General features: G+C 40.8%; 17 protein-coding genes. 13 read left to right on the top strand and 4 right to left on the bottom strand.

Translation table 11 applies throughout. From position 1 onward, the window contains the following. Nucleotides 1-12 precede the first annotated feature (12 nt). Nucleotides 13-825 (top strand): alpha/beta fold hydrolase, encoded by an 813-nt coding sequence (locus LC653_RS13755; RefSeq protein ID WP_229495010.1) that lies wholly within the window; start codon nucleotides 13-15, stop codon nucleotides 823-825. Between the two features lie 537 nt (nucleotides 826-1,362). Here LC653_RS13755 and LC653_RS13760 read toward each other — a convergent pair. Next, nucleotides 1,363-1,710: a hypothetical protein gene (locus tag LC653_RS13760; RefSeq protein ID WP_229495011.1), complete on the bottom strand. Its 348-nt coding sequence runs from the start codon at nucleotides 1,708-1,710 to the stop codon at nucleotides 1,363-1,365. Nucleotides 1,711-1,773: 63 nt separating this feature from the next. Continuing rightward, a complete protein-coding gene (locus LC653_RS13765; RefSeq protein ID WP_229495012.1) occupies nucleotides 1,774-3,258 on the bottom strand; it encodes a CIA30 family protein in 1,485 nt (494 codons plus the stop codon). Nucleotides 3,259-3,638: 380 nt separating this feature from the next. On the opposite strand from LC653_RS13765, the gene LC653_RS13770 reads away from it, so the two are divergent. The 5 genes from LC653_RS13770 to LC653_RS13790 all read left to right on the top strand — a co-directional run bounded on the left by LC653_RS13770 (nucleotide 3,639) and on the right by LC653_RS13790 (nucleotide 10,081). After that, nucleotides 3,639-4,148: a HugZ family pyridoxamine 5'-phosphate oxidase gene (locus tag LC653_RS13770; protein ID WP_229495013.1), complete on the top strand. Its 510-nt coding sequence runs from the start codon at nucleotides 3,639-3,641 to the stop codon at nucleotides 4,146-4,148. A gap of 136 nt (nucleotides 4,149-4,284) precedes the next feature. Next, nucleotides 4,285-5,256, top strand: a complete 972-nt coding sequence (locus LC653_RS13775; protein WP_229495014.1) for an alpha/beta fold hydrolase — start codon at nucleotides 4,285-4,287, stop codon at nucleotides 5,254-5,256. 660 nt (nucleotides 5,257-5,916) lie between these two features. Next, nucleotides 5,917-6,312 carry a hypothetical protein gene (locus tag LC653_RS13780; protein ID WP_229495015.1) on the top strand — a complete coding sequence of 132 codons (396 nt, stop codon included), beginning with the start codon at nucleotides 5,917-5,919 and terminating at the stop codon, nucleotides 6,310-6,312. 241 nt (nucleotides 6,313-6,553) lie between these two features. After that, entirely contained in the window at nucleotides 6,554-6,811 is a 258-nt protein-coding gene (locus LC653_RS13785; protein ID WP_229495016.1) for a hypothetical protein, read from the top strand. An 804-nt stretch (nucleotides 6,812-7,615) separates the two neighbouring features. Continuing rightward, a complete protein-coding gene (locus LC653_RS13790) occupies nucleotides 7,616-10,081 on the top strand; it encodes a matrixin family metalloprotease (RefSeq protein WP_267923049.1) in 2,466 nt (821 codons plus the stop codon). Between the two features lie 968 nt (nucleotides 10,082-11,049). On the opposite strand, the gene LC653_RS13805 is transcribed toward LC653_RS13790, so the two are convergent. After that, a complete protein-coding gene (locus LC653_RS13805; protein ID WP_229495017.1) occupies nucleotides 11,050-11,721 on the bottom strand; it encodes a LuxR C-terminal-related transcriptional regulator in 672 nt (223 codons plus the stop codon). 100 nt (nucleotides 11,722-11,821) lie between these two features. On the opposite strand from LC653_RS13805, the gene LC653_RS13810 reads away from it, so the two are divergent. From LC653_RS13810 to LC653_RS13825, 4 genes are all read left to right on the top strand, one after another. Beyond that, a complete protein-coding gene (locus LC653_RS13810) occupies nucleotides 11,822-12,478 on the top strand; it encodes a DUF3386 domain-containing protein (protein ID WP_229495018.1) in 657 nt (218 codons plus the stop codon). Nucleotides 12,479-12,914: 436 nt separating this feature from the next. After that, complete coding sequence (locus LC653_RS13815; protein WP_229495019.1) at nucleotides 12,915-13,232, top strand: hypothetical protein; 318 nt, start codon at nucleotides 12,915-12,917, stop codon at nucleotides 13,230-13,232. Further along, nucleotides 13,229-13,465 (top strand): hypothetical protein, encoded by a 237-nt coding sequence (locus LC653_RS13820; protein WP_229495020.1) that lies wholly within the window; start codon nucleotides 13,229-13,231, stop codon nucleotides 13,463-13,465. The genes LC653_RS13815 and LC653_RS13820 overlap by 4 nt, the downstream gene beginning before the upstream one ends. A 106-nt stretch (nucleotides 13,466-13,571) precedes the next feature. After that, on the top strand, nucleotides 13,572-13,763 hold the full coding sequence (locus LC653_RS13825) for a hypothetical protein (protein ID WP_229495021.1): 192 nt from the start codon (nucleotides 13,572-13,574) through the stop codon (nucleotides 13,761-13,763). Nucleotides 13,764-13,873: 110 nt separating this feature from the next. Here the strand turns inward: LC653_RS13825 and tmk are convergent, their stop codons facing one another. Then, the gene (gene tmk, locus LC653_RS13830) at nucleotides 13,874-14,509 is read right to left on the bottom strand and encodes a dTMP kinase (RefSeq protein ID WP_229495022.1); all 636 of its coding nucleotides are present in this window, start codon (nucleotides 14,507-14,509) and stop codon (nucleotides 13,874-13,876) included. Nucleotides 14,510-14,648: 139 nt separating this feature from the next. On the opposite strand from tmk, the gene LC653_RS13835 reads away from it, so the two are divergent. The 3 genes from LC653_RS13835 (at nucleotide 14,649) to LC653_RS13845 (ending at nucleotide 19,826) form a co-directional block, all read left to right on the top strand. Beyond that, nucleotides 14,649-16,493: an ABC transporter substrate-binding protein gene (locus LC653_RS13835; RefSeq protein ID WP_229495023.1), complete on the top strand. Its 1,845-nt coding sequence runs from the start codon at nucleotides 14,649-14,651 to the stop codon at nucleotides 16,491-16,493. 129 nt (nucleotides 16,494-16,622) lie between these two features. Further along, the gene (locus LC653_RS13840) at nucleotides 16,623-18,785 is read left to right on the top strand and encodes a hydantoinase/oxoprolinase family protein (RefSeq protein ID WP_229495024.1); all 2,163 of its coding nucleotides are present in this window, start codon (nucleotides 16,623-16,625) and stop codon (nucleotides 18,783-18,785) included. Nucleotides 18,786-19,040: 255 nt separating this feature from the next. After that, entirely contained in the window at nucleotides 19,041-19,826 is a 786-nt protein-coding gene (locus LC653_RS13845; RefSeq protein WP_229495025.1) for a putative hydro-lyase, read from the top strand. Nucleotides 19,827-19,844 lie beyond the last annotated feature (18 nt).

A 19,844-nucleotide genomic window follows, 5' to 3' on the forward strand; every position in this document is an offset into this window, starting at 1 on the left:
GAATAATTGACTATGCCCAAAGTTCAGATTAACGGGATTGATTTGTTCTACGACATTAAGGGAACTGGTGAGCCTTTGCTATTAATAGCTGGCTTCCTTTGCGATCATGCCTATTGGTCGCTGATTATGCCATCGCTGGTTTCGCAGTATCAAGTCATTCGCTTAGACAACCGAGGTATGGGGCGAAGTTCTGCTCCCGAAAACCCTTATAGTCTGAAACAGATGGCTAATGACGTTGCAGCATTGCTCGATTATATTGCGATCGATAAAGTGCATTTAGCAGGTCATTCAATGGGTGGCCAGATAGCCCAAGAGTTAGTGTTAGCACATCCTGAAAAGGTAGAAAGTCTGATACTACTTTCATCCTTGGCAAAGGGTGATGGATTATTCAACAGCATCATCGAGACTTGGGGCGACCTCTGCAAAAATGTAGACTTGAAACTTTATGAAAAAGTCGTATTACCCTGGATATTTACAGATACGTTCTACTCGATTCCTGGGATGATCGAAGGTTTGATTGAATTTGCAATCAGATATCCTTTCCCACCTGCGGCTCATTCACTCTATCATCACAGCCGAGCCATGCTTGACTTTGACACAACAGACCGCCTACAACAAATTCATTGTCCTACCCTAGTTCTAGTTGCTAAACAAGACATTCTCACCCCGCTAAAGTTTTCCCAGCAACTTGCTCAAGGCATTCCTAACGCTGAACTTTTAGTCCTCAACGGTGGGGGTCATGGCTTCTTAATTGAGTCCCCGGATGCTGTGGTTTCAGCTATGCTTAACTTCCTGCGGAAGTTGAAGCCAGCTTACACGATGTAATTACGAAAACTGGTTCTACCGCTCCTTTCTTTTATAGCTTGTCGTTACCCACATTTTTGTAACAGTCAAAGTGTCGCGCTCACCCGATATCCCGCCTCGGAATAAATTCCTCTTGCTTATAGCTAAAGTCCACTCAAGTGGACTGAAATTTTCTCTTTTATATCAGGTTCGGTTAAACACTTATAACATCTGTAGGTTGGGTTGAGGAACGTAGCAAGATCCTGTAGGATAACCCAATACTTGATCCTTGTTCATGTTGGGTTTCACTGCCGTACCCCTATGGGGATCTTGCTACAACCCAACCTACATTGATAGATTTTATTATAAATCACCTGAACTTGATATTACATAAGATAGCCTTCTACATGGCTGAAAACTTTGTATTTAGTCCTCTTTAGAGGACTTTAGCTATAAGCAAGAGGAATTTATTCCGAGGCGGGAATGGTGACGAAGCCCAAGATTTAAAAAATGTTGGTAATAACAAGGTGTTAAAGGCAGAGGTTAAGTTTTGAAAACTAGATAGAATAATTGAAATATTCAGCGAGTTTCTAAATTAGAAACTCGCGCCTCTAATTTGTTGACTTGTTGCTTCAATTCAACCACCAAAGTTGCCAGCCGATCAAACATCGGATCTTGCTGTGATAAGTTCCTTCTGGAACCAGTTGACTGGCGTGGGGTAAGTGTTGTTCTTGGGGATGAAGACTGGCGACTTGAACCCAGTTGAGACTCTATCTGGTTTAATCGTGACTCAACACGATTTAAATCCGCTTCCAGGTTGTAGATGCGGGACTGCACTTGCTGGGATGAAGCAGTGTTTCCAAATAACCCACCCCAGAGAATTGTTGCTAAAATCCCGGCAAATATTAGCACTTGGATTTTTTTCATAACAGTCTATTTAGACAGGATATGTTGGGATGGCTACAGAGTATAAGTCTGTAGTCACTTCACTTATTTATCCTTTACTAAATCAAAAAATAACTTCTGCCAATCGATAGAGTTAACAGTATTATCTCCCTGTTTTACTTCAAACGTGACATTACAAGCTTTTGCTAAATTTAGCGATCGCACGCAAAGTTCTGCCACATCCTCACGGCTGATTTTGCCCTTAATATTATCGCCTTGCTCGAATATTAATTCCTTCCCTCCTGGTTCTTCAGTTAAGGCACAAGGTCTAACAATCGTATAAGGAATTCCGCTTTCTCTTAAACTATCTTCTCCCTTCAACTTCCAAGTTAAAATTCCTCCCAATTGGTCATTTAATTTCACTGCTGGCGGTTCTTCATCTAAATTAATGCCAGGGCGGCCAGGACGAGTCACGCCTGCTGAACTGACGAGGATAAATTGTGGTAAAGTTGCACCGCCGTAAGCTTTAATTGATTCCAACTGCAAAGCAAAACCACCGGGAGAAAATTTAGGATTCAAAGCGCCATCATATTCAAATTTGCTCAACATCAGTTGGAATGAACAAACTCTATTCTGCTCAATTGGCGGCGCATCTTTGACAACTTTTGCCCGAAACACGGGAATCAAATCTGCAAAGGGAATGTGAACATCTATCCAGGTATTAGCTATGGTATCGAATGAATAGCTATAGCCAATACCATCCCATTTTGTATCTGTCCGCAGGAATATTTTATAACGTTGTCCGTCACCTTTGACGCGCAATTTCACACCTTCGCAATCAGATAAGTTGAAGGGTGGATCAAAATTCTTGGTTCTGATAGAAGCAAATCCGCCAGAGTTAGCGGTGGAGACATTACCAGCAAACAAAGCTGTATTTTCTACTAATTGAATATTACTGGCACTCACGCCACCCATGACAACATCATCCAGCGCCCCCCAGTAATCTTTTAATTCTGCTGATGGCTTTGTGAAATCAAATATCGGTTTCTCGTTTGCTTGGGGTAGATATTTTGCCGCCGCTTGGACTAAGTTTTTAACACCTTGATATTCTACATTTTCTGGGGTGTCGCCAACAATTTCTGGTTGGTAAAATTTAACACCTTGATAATATTTGGCTCTATCTGCTGTGTCTCCCTCAACTGGTTGCACGCGTACTGCTGTACAACAAATTACAGCTTGGATATCAGCCATAACTAAAGGAGTTAAAGTTTCTGGTTGAGTGATATCCGCAACTACTAAGTCTATATCATTACCAATAATTGTCCGGGCTTTGTCAATGTCTCGAACTAGTGCGCGAACTTTATAACCTTGTTCGAGCGATCGCTGCACCACTCGTTTACCTACACCACCTGTTGCACCTGCTACTAATATTACACCCACATTTCTTCCTCCATTGGGTCTATTTTGATTATCCTTAGGACGGCCTTGGATTAACTGCTGTACCCAGTTAAGGAAAGGAATTACCTCAAAGTAAGTCAGGGTTTCGATAAACCTGCCTAAATCCCATTGAGAACGATTTTTGTCAGTCATATTTGCGTCCTCATAACTTTCTTAAGTTTAGCCCAATGTTTGTTTCTCCAAATCCTCCGGTACTCAGAGCTTGGATAATGCTGAATTGCTTTAATTAGGGGAAAGGGTACAGGAGATACCTGTAACCTATTCCCTTCAATGAGGGACACTAGCTACAATTAAGCCAACTCTTTGGCATTCCATGCGACGCAGAATAGCCCGCACAACTCTTGGAGACGCTGCGCGTAGCAAGATCCACGAAGTGGTACGACAAGCTACTTCGACTCCTTTCGACTTCGCTCAAGGCAAGTCGCTCAGTACAAGTCAGTGACCATCGTAGACATCGCTTAATCACGTTAGGATACTTAATGAGGTGTTCCTAATCAAACGGTAATTTATTTATGAGCCAACTTGAAAACATTCAAGCTGAGTACGAAAAGTTTCCAGAAAAATTAGAGAGTGTAATTATTAGCACCGTGAACGCACAGGCAATACCCAATGCTAGTTATACTCCCTTTGTAATAGATGATTCCAAAAACATCTACATTTACGTCAGTGGTCTTTCAACTCATACCAAAAATCTCTATGACAATCCTCATGTTAGTGTCTTATTTATCGAGGATGAAGCCAAGAGTAATCTAATTTTTGCCCGTCGTCGTTTGAGTTTTGATTGTACAGCAAATTTGATAGAGCGTGAAACTGACAAGTGGAATCAAATTGTTGAGCAATTTCAAGGGCGGTTTGGTCAAATTATCGAGGTTTTGCGCGGCTTGTCTGACTTTAGGATTTTCCAGCTAACTCCGAGTGAAGGTCGTTTTGTAGTTGGTTTTGGGGCAGCCTATCACATCAGTGGTGATAACTTAAATCAAGTTGTTCAGATCACAGGAGATAGTAATCAAAAGCAAGGATGAATTGTATGCGAATTAAATATGAAATAGCTTAAAAGACAAAAAGTTTACTTACTCTGATATTTATCGGTAAGCTTGACTTTATACCTCGTAATTTTGCCTTCGGGTAAAGTGCCATTAAACTATACTTTTTAATTTTATGCTTCAGTTTCAACCTCCTGGCTTTGGACATAAACTTATCCATACATCCTTGGGGGCAATGGTTTACTATACCCAAACGAATGCACCTTGGGCATTTGCTGATACTGAAGATTTACCTCCACTACTGTTTCTCCATAACTTTGGTGGTGGGGCGTCTGCGTATGAATGGTCTAAAGTTTACCCGGCTTTTGCCTCTAATTACCACATTTTAGCTCCCGATTTAATCGGCTGGGGAGAATCGGCTCATCCAGTCCGGGATTATAAAATTAGGGATTATCTCAGCACGATCGCAGAGTTTATCATTGAAACTTGTCGTCAACCAGTGACAGTGGTAGCATCGTCTCTGACAGCCGCTTTTGCTATTCGTTTAGCTATTGTTCAACCCAATTTATTCAAAGCGCTGTTTTTGGTGTCCCCTTCTGGATTTGATGATTTTGGGCAGGGTGCTGGACGCAGACTTCCGCTTTCGGTGATCAATACGCCTCTGTTGGACAATTTTATTTATATGCTTGGTGCTGAAAATGAAATTGCAGTCCGAAATTTTTTACAAAGTTTTCTGTTTGCCAAGTCACAACGAGTTTCTCAAGAAATGGTGGAGGCTTATTTAATCTCTGCACAACAGCCTAATGCCAAGTTTGCCGCTTTGTCATTTTTGCGGGGCGATCTTTACTTTGATCTGAGTTTATATATTAAACAACTGACAATTCCTACTGTCATCTTTTGGGGAGAAAGGGCACAATTTACCAGCATCAAATTAGGACAACGCTTGGCAAATTTAAATACAAGTGCAATTAAAGATTTTTATGCGATCGCAGATGCAGGAATATTACCTCATTTGGAAATACCAGAAGTTGTCATTGGTTTATTGCAAAGGTATCTTGGGGAAGTGGGGAGTGGGGAGTGGGGAGTAGGGGGAGCAGGGGGAGCAGGGGAGGCAGGGGGAGAAGAACTAATGACAAATGACCAATGACAAATGACAAATGACAAATGACAAATGACAAATATCTACTTAGAAATTAACTGTGCATTTAATGCTTTGGTGATGCGATCACCAGAAGCTTCTAAGTGGGCTAGGGTGTAAATATCAAGGCTTTCACTCATATGATGTCCGGGTAATTAACCATAATAACCGGAACCCCACCCCGCAAAAGCTGCGCTTTAGCTCCCCTCCCGAAGAGCGGGGTGGGGTTCTTTATTTTTGATTTATGCAAGAGGTCTTATAAACAGAAAGAGAGACTCCTAAAAAAGCTGTTATTGAGCATTAAAAAGCTTTTTGAACATAATGATTTTCTTTAGTAGATTGAAAAGATAGGAGCATCCCAATGCAAGCAAATTTACCAAAATCGTTACAAGTCAATTGCGAATGAAGAGTAAAGTCAACGGCATAGCTTCGCTTAACGCGCTAGCTTTTCTAAGAGTTGCAAAATGAAGCGATCGCAACATCTGTACTTTGCAATTGCTTTGTTTCACTGCGTTCCGCTCGCAATGACCAATTAACGTCAAACAAATTGCCTCTTCCTAAAGATTTAAAATATATTTATTTTTCCTAACTAAAATATGCCTTTTGCTAGAAGGATAATTACCTTTCTATAGTTAATCTTTATTTGTAGTCAAAAAAAAGCTAATTGGCATGATAAATTTGATTTCTGGGACGATTGCTAACATCAGTTCCCTACTTAAAGGACTTCAGGTAAAATCTTTTTTGGCTGTTGTCGTAGTTGGTTTTCTAGTGCTGACGACGAATGTTAGTTCTGGGGAGAATGATAAAGGCTTAAAGGAGAGAGTTCGCGAACAGGTAGAGCAAAATGATGCCCAAAGACCGAAAACAGTAGGGCAGTGGTATAAGGACGCTCGTGAAACGGAAGGTTCTCCTGGTGAACGACTTCAGAAGATTGGGCAACAGTCAGGAGAAGCCCTTAAAGAGTTTGGATCTGGATACGTAAAGGGCGCTCAAGAAACTGCTAGTGATGTAGGCGACAGTGCGGCAGAGGCAGCCAAAGATGTCTCAAACAAAGTTGGACTCTAGATGCGTTACAATATTCTATTGGCAGCAAGTACTAATAACTTTTCGCCAATACAAAGAGTAATAATAGGGACGCTGGTGTTCAACCACCGAATTCTAATACTTGGGTAACGCGCTTACCCTTGCAGATGATAGATTGTAGTCTTTCTCAGTTGCATAAAATATAGTCATTTAGTAGGGGCGTACAGCTAGCTGTGCGCCCCTACTGCATGTTGCATCTAAAGAATGCTAATTTTGAGAAGCGATGCCGATAGCGAACGCGAGTGCGTCTCCCCTCCCCTTAGCAAGCCTACAGTGTACACACAAGTACTTTGGTTCAGAACACAAGGACTTTGGTTCAGAACACAAGGACTTTGGTTCAGAACACAAGGACTTTGGTTCAGAACACAAGGACTTTGGTTCAGAACACAAGGACTTTGGTTCAGAACACAAGGACTTTGGTTCAGAACACAAGGACTTTGGTTCAGAACACAAGTCTAGGACTGTTAACAGTGAACAGTGAACAGTGAACAGTTATCTATTTATCTCGCAAGTTTTTGTCCCCCACCTACAGGTGTCAGGCCTTGGTGGCGCAACATTTATCCCCCACAGTATGCCTTGAGGACTGATAACTGATAAGCTGTTGCGCCTTCAATTTGCACTAATATTTTTTTCAATATGATTGTGGGGTGGGCATCTTGCCCGCCCTGATAATGCAAGTTGTATACGTAACAGCTTAACTGATAACTGATAACTGTTTTAAACTGAGTCCCGACAGATTAAGACGGGTACTCAAAAAAAGGGGGTCACGTCGCTTCTCTACGAGACGCTGCGCGAACGCTCCGAATTCACGCATTCACGCATTCACGCATTCAAACATTTTTGATCCCCATAAATAAATTTACTTGCTCTGTATCCTTTTCGGTTCCGGTCAATTGGAAGCGAGCTAGAAAGAGCTAAATATTCTGCAAGGGTTATACCAATTCTATATAAAGATGCGCTGAATTCGACCCCTGTAATTCCACGCCAGATGCTTCAAGTCGGCAGAGCCGCCCAACGCACTGGCTCCCCTTGGTAAGGCTATGGTGTACACACAAGTATTGAAATCCTACCTAAAACTTGGTTTCGTTGCCCTAGCCCTAAAAATTAGCGGGATAAATGGAGTTTCCAGTTGCCCCAAATTTGGGTATTTATGGGGCTGGAAGTGTTGGAACCCTTGTGGCCTATACTTGTCTGTACACCGTAGCTTGGGAAAGGGGACGCCAAAGGCGGGGGGTAAATATGGTGCAGCTTCACAGATAAACGGTATTAGGAGAAAACACAACTCATGCTTAGTGCATTTCCCAAAAATGATGCTTTATTAGGCATATTACCAGAAAATTCGGTTAAATCTGTTGTTTCTGAAAGAGTTAGTCAGTCTGATTTATTAGTTGAGCCGGGAACTGGAGAGGAACAAAGCCTTGGAACTAGCCAAGCTCATGCTGATGCAATTTACCCACTAGAATACACACTTCTAGAGCCGAGTACGTTCCCTAATGGCGATTCCAAATGGCCACAGCCCTCTGGTAAAGGAACACCAATCACTATTACTTATAGTTACAGTAATCTTCTAAACGGCAACTTACCTGGAGGTCTTGCTGTAAGTACACTGACTTCAGCAATAGAAGAGGCATTAAGGCTGTGGGCAACTTATGCACCGCTAAATTTTGTGGAGATAGCTGATAGTGGCCCTGCACCATCGAACAATTATTACCCCGCAGCTACCCATCCTCAAATACGGTTTGGTTATTCTACGATAGATGGTAGTAGTGGTGATGCTTTGGCAGAAGCCTATTATCCCTCAACCACAGATGGTCAAGGTGGCGATATTCACTTCGACGGCAGTGAGACTTGGGCAATAAAACCTGGTTCTAATCAAGAAGACATCCTAGAAACAGCAGTACACGAAATTGGTCACGCTTTAGGGCTTCGCCATGAACTAGTCAATAGCGGTATCATGAATCCAGTTGACGTTAGTCGTTATTCTGGTTTAGGAAGTGCGTTCCTGCTAGATGATGACATTAAGGGAATCCGAGACATCTACGGAACAGGTGTTGGTTCGGTTGAGCCACTTGCTTCTCGTGGAATCGACGGTACTGCCAACAATGACAACATCATCGGCACCCCAGGCGCTGACATTAATTATGCTTTGCCTGGCAATGATACCGTCTCTGGCAGCGACGGCAATCACCAGCTTTTTGGCGGTAAGGGCATTGACCTAGTACACACACCTCTAGAGCCGGAGAACTTCAAGAAGAGCGGTTCCAAATGGCCACAACCCTCTGGAAAAGGAACACCAATCACTATTACTTATAGCTACAGTAATCTGCTAGACGGCAACTTACGTGGAGGTCTTGCTGTAAGTACACTGACTTCAGCAATAGAAGAGGCATTAAAGCTGTGGGCAACTTATGCACCGCTAATTTTTGTGGAGAGACCTGATAGTGGCCCTCCACCATCGGACAATCCTTACCCCGCAGCTAACCATCCTCAAATACGGTTTGGTTACCATACGATAGATGATGGTACTGAGGTGGCACATGCCTATCCTCCCTCCCCCGGTTCAAGTTATGGTGTAGGTGGTGATATTCACTTCGACAGCAGTGGGACCTGGACATTAAAATTTGATTCTAATCAAACTGACATCTTAGAAGTAGCAGTACACGAAATTGGTCACGCTCTAGGGCTTGACCATGAACCTTCAGCTAAGGAGGGCGGCACTAATGCTATCATGAATCCATTTGTCGCTGGTCGTTATTCTGGTTTAGGAACCGCGTTCCTGTATGATGATGACATTAAGGGAATTCGAGACATCTACGGAACAGGTGTTGGTTCGGTTAATCCATTTCGTAGAATCTACGGTACTCCCAACAATGACAACATCATGGGCACCCCAGATGCTGAGATTATTTATGCTTTCGCTGGCAATGACATAGTTGATGGCAAGGCAGGTAATGACACTCTAATTGGTGGCTTAGGTGAAGATACTGGGGACTACTCAAGTGCAACACAAGGGATAAATGTTACACTTGGAGGCTCAGGATTCGCTACTAATGATGGTTTCGGTACACAAGACAAATTGAACGGAATTGACCATATCATTGGTAGCCAATACAACGACACTATTGTTGGTGATGCAGGTTGGAATAATACGCTACGTGGTGGCGCTGGTAATGACAACCTTAGTGGTCTTGGTGGCAATGACACTCTCATCGGCGGTAATGGTAACGATACCCTTAATGGTGGCACTGGTAATGACACTCTAGATGGTGGCTTAGGTGAAGATACTGGGGACTACTCAAGTGCAACACAAGGGATAAATGTTACACTTGGAGGCTCAGGATTCGCTACTAATGATGGTTTCGGTACACGAGACAGATTGGGCGGAATTGACCATATCATTGGTAGCCAATACAACGACACTATTGTTGGTGATGCAGGTTGGAATAATACGCTACGTGGTGGCGCTGGTAATGACAACCTTAGCGGTCTTGGTGGCAATGACATTTTAACTGGTGGTGCTGGCGCTGATAGATTTTTATTCAACTCTGTATCAGAGGGGATTGATACTATTACAGACTTTTCTCATTTGTCCAGAGATAAAATTTTTATTCGCTCTACCTTTGGCGCAACTTCCACAAGCCAGTTCCGTTACAACAACACTACAGGTGCTTTGAGCTTTAATTCCACTCAGTTTGCTACTTTGAATACCAATTCTAGTTTCATTCTTGCCGAAGACATCATATTTGCATAGTCGAGTCTAGAGTTGAGAGGCCATTTATAAAGTAAATATTAAGTAGGGTGTGTTACGGCTATGTAAGGATTTAAGCGTTTGAGAGTATGAATTATATCATGTCCGTATAATTAGTTATGATTTCCACAGTCATTGCACCCCACACGCTATCCGGCTCCACTTGGGGAGACCCCAAGACCGCACTGGCTCCCCAAAATCTCCCCTCCCCGCAAGCAGGAGGGGAGACAAAGCTACGCTTTGGCGGGGTGGGGTTCTTCGGGTTTAATAAGTAATCAAGCGGACATGATATTAGCCGTAACGCACCACTAAATACGGTGCGTTACGCGCTGCTTTAACGCACCCTACAATTTAAGGTTTACTTTATAAATCAATACAGTTCAGTTAGCGCCAAAAACCTTAAATTGTGTAGGTTGGGTTGAGGAACGAAACCCAACATTTCCGGGGCTTTGTTGGGTTGCGCTTTGCTTAACCCAACCTACAATTTTCCTTAACCCAAGCGTATTGCTTTATAAATGATCTCTGAGTCTATCACCCCTGCATCGAATGGCACTAAAAAAAGCAAAAACGCTTGTGGTTTAAGCAGCAATACCGTTCAGTTAAGTCCAAAATCTTTGGTAGAGACATCTCTAACAATTTTGCCTTTACGCTACGCACTCGAAAAATTTCTGATCGTGTGAATTAATGAAAATACATCGTTTTAGGCTTCTCTGAATTATCTTTATCAATAAATAATTCAGCAGCTAGAATTAAACCGCGTCTATCTTGAAACCTGTAGTTCTTCGGTGATGAAAAGGATTTGCCCTCATCCCCCAACCTATCCCCCAGATTTGGGAGAAGGGGAGCCAGAATTTCAAAGTCCCTCTCCCATATCTGGGAGAGGGATTTAGGGTGAGGGCAAAAACTACGGTTCTCAACTTAGATGAGGTTTAAGTTTGGCTTTCTGTGCGACTGGAGATGAATCAAGGGGTTTAAGAAACTTGTATATCTTGTAGCTTTGCCACCATTTCTGCACGCGCCGAAACCTTCAACTTACGAAACATCCTCTTCAAAGCTTGTTTGACGGAATTTTGCGTAATCCAAAGTTTTTCCCCAATTTCCGCGTTTGTTAACCCCTGCGCCACTAAGTCGGCAATTTCTAACTCACGCGCTGTTAGAGGATTTACTAAAAGAGAATGGGATATTTTTGGTTTTGTCCGTAGAGTTGCCATTTTTGCTGATAAATGAATGCATAAGGCACTCAAATCAGCTAAATCGTTGCCATTAAAAGCAGGATTTCCCTTGTCACGAGCCAAATTAAGCGTTCCTACAAGACGACCATTGCAAACAATTGGCCCAGTCATCACATGTTCGTGATCGGAACGCGAACAAAAATGCTTCCAGTCTTTTGGTGATAATAATAACTGTTCATGGGCGGGAGCGTGACGCTCAACCACGTAGCGCCCGACAGGATTACTTTCTAAACATACTGCCGGAATAGCCTGAACATCGATTTGGGCCGTTGGTTGCTCATCTAGGAAATAAATGCCCCAATTTTGCACGCCAAAATGCTCACCAATTTTATCCGTGAGAGCTAGTCTTAATTCTTGCTCATTTTGGACATTGGCGATCGCATGAAATACAGCGTGGAGAGAATTAACCATAAGTGTACCCAGTTGGGGACTATCCAAGCCTCAACAATTACTTCTATGCTAATACCAAGGAAACTAAAACGCTAATTACAGTAGCGACTAGGAGAAGCACATGACAGTTACACAACTCTCTGCTCAGGAACTTTTCCGGGCTGCTTATGAGAACCGCTACACTTGGGACAAAAATTTCCCTGGTTATACCGCAAATATTACCTTTAAGCAAGATGATAAAGTGTTTACAGGTAAAGTGATCATCAACGCCAATCTGAAAGCGGAAGTTTTGGATGTAGATGACGAGCCAGCAAAGCAAGCAATTCATGGTCAAGCCTGGGAGATAGCAATTCACCGCATCCGCCGCAGCTTTGAAGACACCCACAGCGCCAATACGTTTAGCTATGGTAAAACTGACGAAACTGGTGCGGTTGAGCTTTTAATGGGTGGTAAGGCTGAGGGCGATAAATACAAAGTCCGCAATAATGAAGTATGCCATGTTCACCGGTTAATCCACGGTACTTACGTGACAATTGACACCTTCAGCAGTCATGACACCGGGTCAGGCTACCTATCCCACAGCTATGACTCTGTGTACCATGATCCCAAAACAGGGGAACAAAAGGGCGGTAGAAGCGAATTTATCGATGAATATGAAAAAGTTGGTGACTATTTCATTCTAAATCGTCGGGAGATTCGCACCGAGACAGCAGGACAAGTTTCTATTCAAGAATTTATCTTCTCTGATATTAAATTGTTGGAACCTGTTGCTGCTTAAGCTGTATTTTTTAATTTACAAATTAGCGTAGGCGCAGCCCGCCGCAGGCATCGCTCTTTATTTAAAAGCAGCGATCGCTTTTTTTTTGACATTTTTAGGACTTACGCAAGAGTTACGGAATAACGAACCACAGAGGCGCAGAGTACACGGAGAAATCAGAGTTTAAGAGATATTTTGCGTAAGTCCTAATTTTGATTGATGAATATGAGGTTTTAAAAAGAGAGCTTGATCTGAAAGAATATTGATATAGCAAAAGCCTTGGTGATTAGGACATCAACAGATGATAAAATTTAGACACAAAAAGACTTTTCACCCAGTCCCAAGTATTGAGTCCCAAGTATTGAGTCCCTTGCTATAACTAATTTCTGGCGATCGCTTCAGATATAATCAATATATAGAAAGTAAGAGGCTCTTATCCAATCAAATAGTAAACCAAATGACACAGCTATCTTCTAATCACACACCACGTCGAGGAAGAGTATTTCCAGAACGTCAACTATCACCAGAAGAAAGAGCCAGACGCAAAGCTGAAGATGAGGTATTTTATCAGCGTTGTCGAGTAGTATTTGATAGAGTTCAACCAGAGTTAATTAAAGAACACTACGACTGGTTTATAGTCATTGAGCCTGAGAGTGGAGACTATTTTATAGATCCAAATGAGGATGTTGCCAGAACAAAGGCTCGTGATAAATTTGGTGATACTTTGCGTCTCATGATGCGAATCAATGAGACTGGAGCCTGTGGCAAAATATGATTTTCGGAGAGTTTAACAGTAAAGGCGAGTTAATTTTTGAAATTAGTTTGATAGCTGCTGATGGTGATATTATCCCAGTACAGGCGCTACTAGATACAGGATTTACTGGCACTCTAGCAATTGATAACCAAGATGCTCTAAGTTTAGGATGGATTCTTAACACAAATGAACAACGAGATATGCAAACAGCATGGGGAGAAGCACGGTTTAGAGGTTGTTTGAAAAGTGGTTAGCTGTGATTTTAAGTACTCGTTGATCCCCCCTAGCCCCCCTTAAAAAGGGGGGAATTAGAATCAAAGTCCCCCTTGAAAAGGGGGATTTAGGGGGATCTAAAACTTTTTGCTACTAACAAAAGGACTTTTCAAACAGCCTCTTAGTCTTTATGAGGGAACCGTGCTTTTAGATGGAGAAAAGTTCACCATAGAAGTTCTGGGTGGAGATGATCAGGGTAGCATTCTTTTGGGTGTGCGTTGGTTGCAGACAAAACGACTAGTAGCAGATTTTCCAGCAGGAGTGTTGACATTGGGGTAAAGGCGATCCGCTTTACTTGAGAAACCTGTAATATTTAGAGGTGTTTTTGGTAATATTCCTCTATCGTGCCTACGTTCAAAAAATTTTGCCTTCAAAATTTGAGGCGATGCCTATAGCAACCCCTTCAGGTGTACGCGCAAAATTCCTTGAATTACTTGTTGTACAGCTTCTTTACTCAAGCTGCCATCTACTTGGATAATTCTTGAGGGATAGGATGCTGCTAACTCTGCGTATCCTTGCTGAACGCGCCGATGAAAAGCGATTGTTTCTTGTTCAATGCGGTCTAATCCTATTCCATCTCCCCGTTTCCGGGCTAGTCCTACTTCGACATCAACATCTAGCCAAATAGTTAAGTCACTCTCTAAACCACCAGTGGCAATATGATTAAGCTGATTGATTAAACTCATGTTAAGACCGCGACCATATCCTTGGTAGGCAATGGTAGAGTCAGTGTAGCGATCGCATAAAATATATTTCCCTGCTTGCAGTTGCGGTTTGAGTTCTTGTTCAACGTGTTGCGATCTGTCAGCAGCATACAACAAAAGTTCTGTCACTTGTGCAACTGGTTTATCCTCCGTCTTCTCTAATAGCAAGCGGCGAAGATGTAAGCCTAACTCTGTTCCTCCTGGTTCACGAGTAAGAACTACAGAAATACCCAGACTTTTCAACCACTCAGAACAAAGCTGCATTTGGCTGGTTTTACCACAGCCTTCTACCCCTTCAAATACAATTAATTTGCCACTCATGTTTTTTTATTGTAATTGTAATTCCGCTAAACCAGCAAGCTATCTAATTGTCAACATAAATAGAAATTAGTTCGACACCCATAGGATCACCTAAGTTAGGAATTAGACTATCATTTTGAAAAAAGGATGATAGATAATTATGGTGTGTCAAAACTGTCAACAGGTTATAGAACAGCTAAATATTGATATTGACCTTTTCTTTCAGAAATTAGAGATAGCTTCAAATAGAAGGCAAATTAGTGAAATTGACAAGGAAATTATTTGTCAATCTCTATTAGGACATTCTCGACAAGATATAGCTAAAATCTTCAATTTATCTGACCAACAAATTAGAGATAGGCTGAGTAATAATATTTATCCTAGAATAGCAGAACTGATGCAAATTGACCAAGAACAGATAGCTGGTAAGTGGGTTAAGCTGCTTAATTTCTTGCTTCATCCTAGTAACGGATATAAATTGCAGACTGCTCCTCAATTAAACAACGATAACTTTCAAGGTAGTTTTGGTAGACAAATTTTTCTTTCTCCCCCAAACCAAGATATTGTGGAGTTACAAATCCAAGGGAATAAATTTTATCAGCAAGGACTTTATTATCAAGCATTAAAGTGCTTTATTTGGGCTTGGAAAAAAGAAATAGAAATTTATGGTACAGGTAATCCAGAAATTTTAATTTATATTAATAACTGTTTAATCGAATATAAACAATCTGTTTTACGAGATAAAAAAATTACGATTTATACTTTTGCTGTAGTTGTGCCATTTTATCATAATCAAGGTCATGTTGCGTCTGAAATTTTACGAGGTATTGCTCAAATTCAACTCCAAGTAAATATTCAAACCTTTGAGAGAATTCCACTAGTAAAAGAGATAAATTTAGATGATATCAAACCCGACAAATTTTTTACTATAAATAATACAGATAGTCAACTAGTCTTGAAAATTCTAATTGTCAATGATCCTAATAATTTATATGCACCATATAGCCAAACAGCAGAGAATTTAGCCAATTTAGCGCCACAACTAAACCTGATTTCTATCATCGGTCACTATTCAAGTGAAATGACTAAAAAGGCACTAAATTTATATTCTCAAAATGGACTAATTTTAGTAAACTCTAGCAGTACATCTAATGAACTTTCTTATTTATCTAGGGGTGAAAGCTTATCCTTTTTTAGACTGACTACTCAAGATAGCATAAATGCCACACAGTTAGCTCATTATTTGACAGAAGGATTGCCCGAAAAAGATCATAAAAAAGTAGCTATTATCTATAATAAAAATAGTAGTTATAGCACTTCATACAGAAATACTATCAAAAAATGTCTAGAGCAATATAGTGAACAGCTTATTTTTCTCAAAGAATGTAATTATATTAGCGAAAAATATTATCAGATTCAAGCTTATCTAGAAGATATTAAACAAAATGGCGTTGATATTATTATCATAATTCCTGATGGAGGAATTGAACCTAATTCCCTTGATAATGCTGGACTGATTAGTAGATTAAAAATCAATAACTGTCTAATAGCTGGTTCAGCAACTTTTTACCATGAGAATGTTTTACATTGGATTGATGAGCAAAGTCAGTATAATTTGGTAAATAAAAATGACTGTCAAATTATAGCTTGTGTTCCTTGGCATTGGCACAGCAAAACAAATGGGTGCAATAGTGAAAATCAACTAGGGCAAAAATTTTGTCAACTAGGCACTCAATTATGGGGAGAAGAAAACTTAACATGGCGTAGTGCAACAGCTTTCGACTCAGTGTTAATAATTCTGAGAATTTTAGAGCAATTTAACATTTCAGATAGTCAATCTTTACTGATATATATGAATAAATATTTAAAAGAAGACAGAAAACAAGTCAAAGGAGTTACAGGAATTATCCAATTTGAAAAAAATGGCGATCGCATCAATCCCCCAGCAGAAATAGTAGCCGTAAAATGGAATGCAAAACAGTCTAAATGGCAGTGGACAATTTAAGATTTATGTTTCCCAGTGAATTGACTATATCTAAGATTCCACATCTGTAGAAAAATATTCCACACCTAAAGTAGAAAGACTTTATAACCCATTGTTATGCTACCTGTATAGCCTTGAGGAAACAGAATTATGTTAAAGGTTTTTGCCGATCGCGGTGGTACATTCACAGATATTGTTGCTGTTACTAATAATCAAGCAATTGTAGACAGACTCTCAAGACATCCTGAACGTTTTTTAATTGTGGCTCTGCCTAATCAGCAATGGATTATAGTCTACAAGCTGCTTTCAGAAAATCCTGAACAATATCAAGATGCAGCTATCCAAGGAATTCGGGAGATCATGGGTATTTCCAGCAACGAACCCATTCCTACTGAAGCGATGGAAGTAGTAAAAATGGGGACAACAGTAGCAACAAATGCGCTGTTAGAAAGGAAAGGAGACAGAGTTGTTCTTCTCATCACCAAAGGTTTTAAAGATGCTCTGCGAATTGGCTACCAAAACCGTCCTAAAATCTTTGCTCGTCATATCGTTTTACCAACCATGCTTTATGAGCAGGTGATTGAGATCGATGAACGTTATGATGCTCATGGCAATGAATTAATTCCTATAAATATTGAACTAGCCAAAAATGACTTACAAGCAGTTTATAACACAGGAATTCGGAGTTGTGCTATTGTTTTTATGCATAGCGATCGCTATCCTGAACACGAACAAAAAATCGCCCAAATCGCCCAAACAATCGGCTTTACACAAATATCTGTATCTCATCAAGTTAGTCCGTTAATGAAATTAGTCAGCCGAGGAGATACAACAGTAGTCGATGCTTATTTAACTCCTATTCTACGTCGCTATGTCAAGCAAATAGCGAGTCAATTGAGAATGGGGAATAGGGAATGGGGAGTAGGGAATGGGGAAAATAACCACTCCCCACTCCCTACTCCCTACTCCCCTATCAAATTAATGTTTATGAAATCTGACGGCGGTTTAGTTTCAGCCCAAAAATTTCAAGGCAAAGATAGTATTTTAAGTGGCCCGGCTGGGGGTATTGTCGGTGCAGTCCAAACTAGTAAAAGAGCAGGTTTTGAGTTAGTTATTACCTTTGATATGGGAGGGACAAGTACAGATGTCGCCCACTTTAAAGGAGAGTATGAACGGCAACTAGATTCGGAAATTGCTGGGGCGCGGATGCGAGTTCCCGTATTAGCAATTAATACCATTGCGGCTGGAGGCGGTTCAATTCTCTTTTTTGATGGTTCTAGTTATCGTGTCGGCCCTAAATCTGCTGGTTCAAATCCTGGGCCTGCTTGTTATCGACGTAGGGGGCCATTAGCGGTTACTGATGCCAATGTGATGTTAGGCAAAATCCACCCGCAATATTTTCCTTCGGTTTTTGGAATTGATGGCAATTTACCTTTAGATAAAGATACTGTAATTGAGCAATTTACACAATTAGCCCAAGATATTCAAGCCGCTACATTGACTCATTGTACTCCCGAACAGGTAGCGGCTGGATTTATTGCGATCGCAGTGGAAAATATGGCGAACGCAATTAAAAAAATCAGTCTGCAACGGGGTTATGATGTCAGCCAATATGTGCTTTGTTGTTTTGGCGGCGCAGGCGGACAAGTTGCTTGTTTAATTGCCAATACCTTGGGAATGAAAAAGATATTTCTACATCCTTATGCTGGTGTTCTCTCTGCTTATGGAATGGGATTAGCTGATGTCCGGGCGATTAGAGAAGGAGGAGTAGAACAGCCTTTAACTCAAGCATTAATTCCTAAATTACAGCAGTTAATGGAATATTTAGAAGCTCAAGCTATAAGTGAAATAAATGAAGTTAATGCTCAAACAGAAATAGTCCAAAAAGTAAACTTAAAATATGAAGGAACTAACTCTACTTTAACCGTTAACTTTGCCGATGATGTGGTATTGATGCGGCAAGAATTTGAGGATGAACATAAATCCCGCTATGGTTTCATTCAATTAGATAAAACTTTAATTGTTGAATCCGTCTCAGTAGAAGTAATTCAGAAAATGGAGACTCCCGAAGAACCCTTAATTACTCGTACACGTTCTATAGTTGGAGCCACCGAAGCCGTTGAGATAGTAAGGATGTTTACTGCTGATAGATGGTATGATACGCCTGTTTATCGACGAGAAGATTTACAACCAGAAGATAGTATTAATGGGCCTGCGATCGTTGTCGAAAAAATTAGCACAATTGTAGTAGAACCTAACTGGGAAGCAAGATTAACTGAACGTAATCATTTAATTTTGCAACGTCTTGTATAGAGCTTTTCAATTTAACTATTTCCGTGGGTTTAAGTCCCCCGGTTCAATAAAAAAGCAAGTTTGTGTTGGGGTTAAATACCCATTACAAAACAAAATTTCCGTTAGCGCAGCGTTAGCGAGTCCGCGTACTCTTACAGAGAAGCAAGCTACGCGCAGCGTCTCGTAGAGAGCGTCATTACGAATTACGAATTACGAATTATTTAAATTTCATTAGCCAAAACTACTAACTGTTTGAAAATTCTTAGGAGATTTTCAATGTTAAACTTTTCTTCTCTTCCTTCCGAAATACGCCAGCTTTGTCGAGACGGAAAATTAGATACGTCTACTTCTGGGCTTGCACTAGGGTTTGTTCAAGCGAACTTAGTTGTATTGCCATACTCTTTAGCATTTGAATTTTTACTCTTTTGTCAACGAAATTCAAAGGCTTGTCCAATACTTGATGTCACAGAAGTTGGAGATTATGAACCTAAAATAATCGCTCCAGGTGGCGATATTAGAACAGACTTACCTCGCTACAGAATTTTTCAACACGGTAAATTAATTGAAGAAACAACCAATATCAAATCATTTTGGAAAAGAGATTTAGTAGCCTTTTTAATTGGTTGTTCCTTTTCCTTTGAAAATGCCATGCTCAACTCTAGACTACCAGTTAGGCACGTAGAAGAGCAAAAAAACGTCCCAATGTACAAAACAAATATTGAATGTATACCGACTCGAATGTTTTCCAGTCCGTTAGTAGTTTCGATGCGCCCACTTCCGGCTAATAAAGTTGTTCGTGCTGTAGAAGTAACGAGTCGATATTATAAAGCACATGGTTCTCCTGTGCATATTGGCAATCCAGAAGTGATAGGAATTAAAAATTTAGAAAAACCTGATTATGGTGATGCTGTCACGGTTCATGATGGAGAGATCCCCGTTTTCTGGGCTTGCGGAGTCACTACTCAAACTGCAATTATGCAAGCAAAACCTGAACTAGCAATTACTCATTCTCCTGGATATATGTTTATTAGTGATTTGAAGGATGAGTATCTTACTTTCTAAGTATTAATGTTTGTGTTT

It is taken from the genome of Nostoc mirabile CHAB5784, from assembly GCF_020829645.1.
Lineage (GTDB): Bacteria > Cyanobacteriota > Cyanobacteriia > Cyanobacteriales > Nostocaceae > Nostoc > Nostoc mirabile.